This is a genomic window from Segatella copri (genome assembly GCF_019127135.1).
In the GTDB taxonomy this organism is placed as follows: Bacteria; Bacteroidota; Bacteroidia; order Bacteroidales; family Bacteroidaceae; genus Prevotella.
On the sequence record NZ_JAHOEA010000158.1, the window covers coordinates 1 to 1,003 of the forward strand.

Genomic DNA, 1,003 nt, shown 5'->3' on the forward strand with positions numbered 1-1,003 from the left:
GGCGGTGAGAACGGTAATGACGAAATTCAGAATTTTCTTGAGTGTTTCTCTTTTCATTTTCATTTGATTTTTAAGGTTAATAAATGGATTGGGGACTCGGATTTCCAATATCCGGGCGATACTTTTGTGAAGGAAGGCTGACAGGATGAGCAGATGGGCTTGATAGCGCGTGTTTCAATGCTGCTTGCTATATTGATGAATAGCCGGGGGTGCTATAGCCGAATCCCGGACTGCATCCTGTCTAAAACCTTCTTTCTTCATCTGCTGGCGGATGGGTTAGCCCATGTTGCCGCCACCATCAGAGCCGCCGCTCTCGGTGTTGTCGGATCCGCCAGTCTGTGTTGAATCACCTCCCTGGTTTGTTCCGCCACCCTGGGTGGTATCGCCTGTGTTGTCCTTGCCGTCATCCGGAGGGATTACCTCGCCTGTTACGGCTGTAGCCTTCTTCAGAGATGCATCGAGGTTCAGACTGGAAGCCTTGAACTCGCCGGTGCCACGTGCACGGAGCTTCAGTCCGGCAATGTTCTTGGTGATGGTGAACTCCTTCTCGGAGACAGCACCTTCCTTGTTCTTGATGCCGATGCTGAAGATGGCGAGGTCTGGAATCTTCACGGCGATACCCTGCAGAACCAGTTCTCTTACGCAGCTCACCATGTCGGTGAGCATACCCATGATGGCTCCCTTGGAGAACGGGGTGTTGTGCTTTGACATGTGCTCTGCGAGTTCATCAAGACCATAGGTCTGGGTGACTACAGGGTAGGCGAAAAACTTGCCGTAAGCGGCGCTCAACTTCTCGTTGACATACTTCTTCAATGTGTACAGAATCATAGTGTCTTCATTTTAAGGTTAATAAATTGTGTTTGTGTGTAGGGGGCGCTGCGCATTGCCTCTTGGTGGTATGAGATGTTATCTCTGAACCACAATGCAAAGATACGAAATCGGTGAGGGGTCAACTCACAGTTGCTCATACTTGCTCATAGTTTATCATACTTTTTCATAGATT

At 49.3% G+C, this 1,003-nt stretch carries 1 protein-coding gene; it reads right to left on the bottom strand.

The genetic code is table 11. The annotated features are described in order from the left end of the window. Window positions 1-276 precede the first annotated feature (276 nt). The gene (locus tag KSW37_RS15640) at window positions 277-828 is read right to left on the bottom strand and encodes a DNA-binding protein (protein WP_217315381.1); all 552 of its coding nucleotides are present in this window, start codon (window positions 826-828) and stop codon (window positions 277-279) included. Window positions 829-1,003 lie beyond the last annotated feature (175 nt).

Excerpts from the sequence above, each read along its gene's own strand:
- KSW37_RS15640 (WP_217315381.1), bottom strand. The coding sequence starts at position 828 with ATGATTCTGTACACATTGAAGAAGTATGTCAACGAGAAGTTGAGCGCC.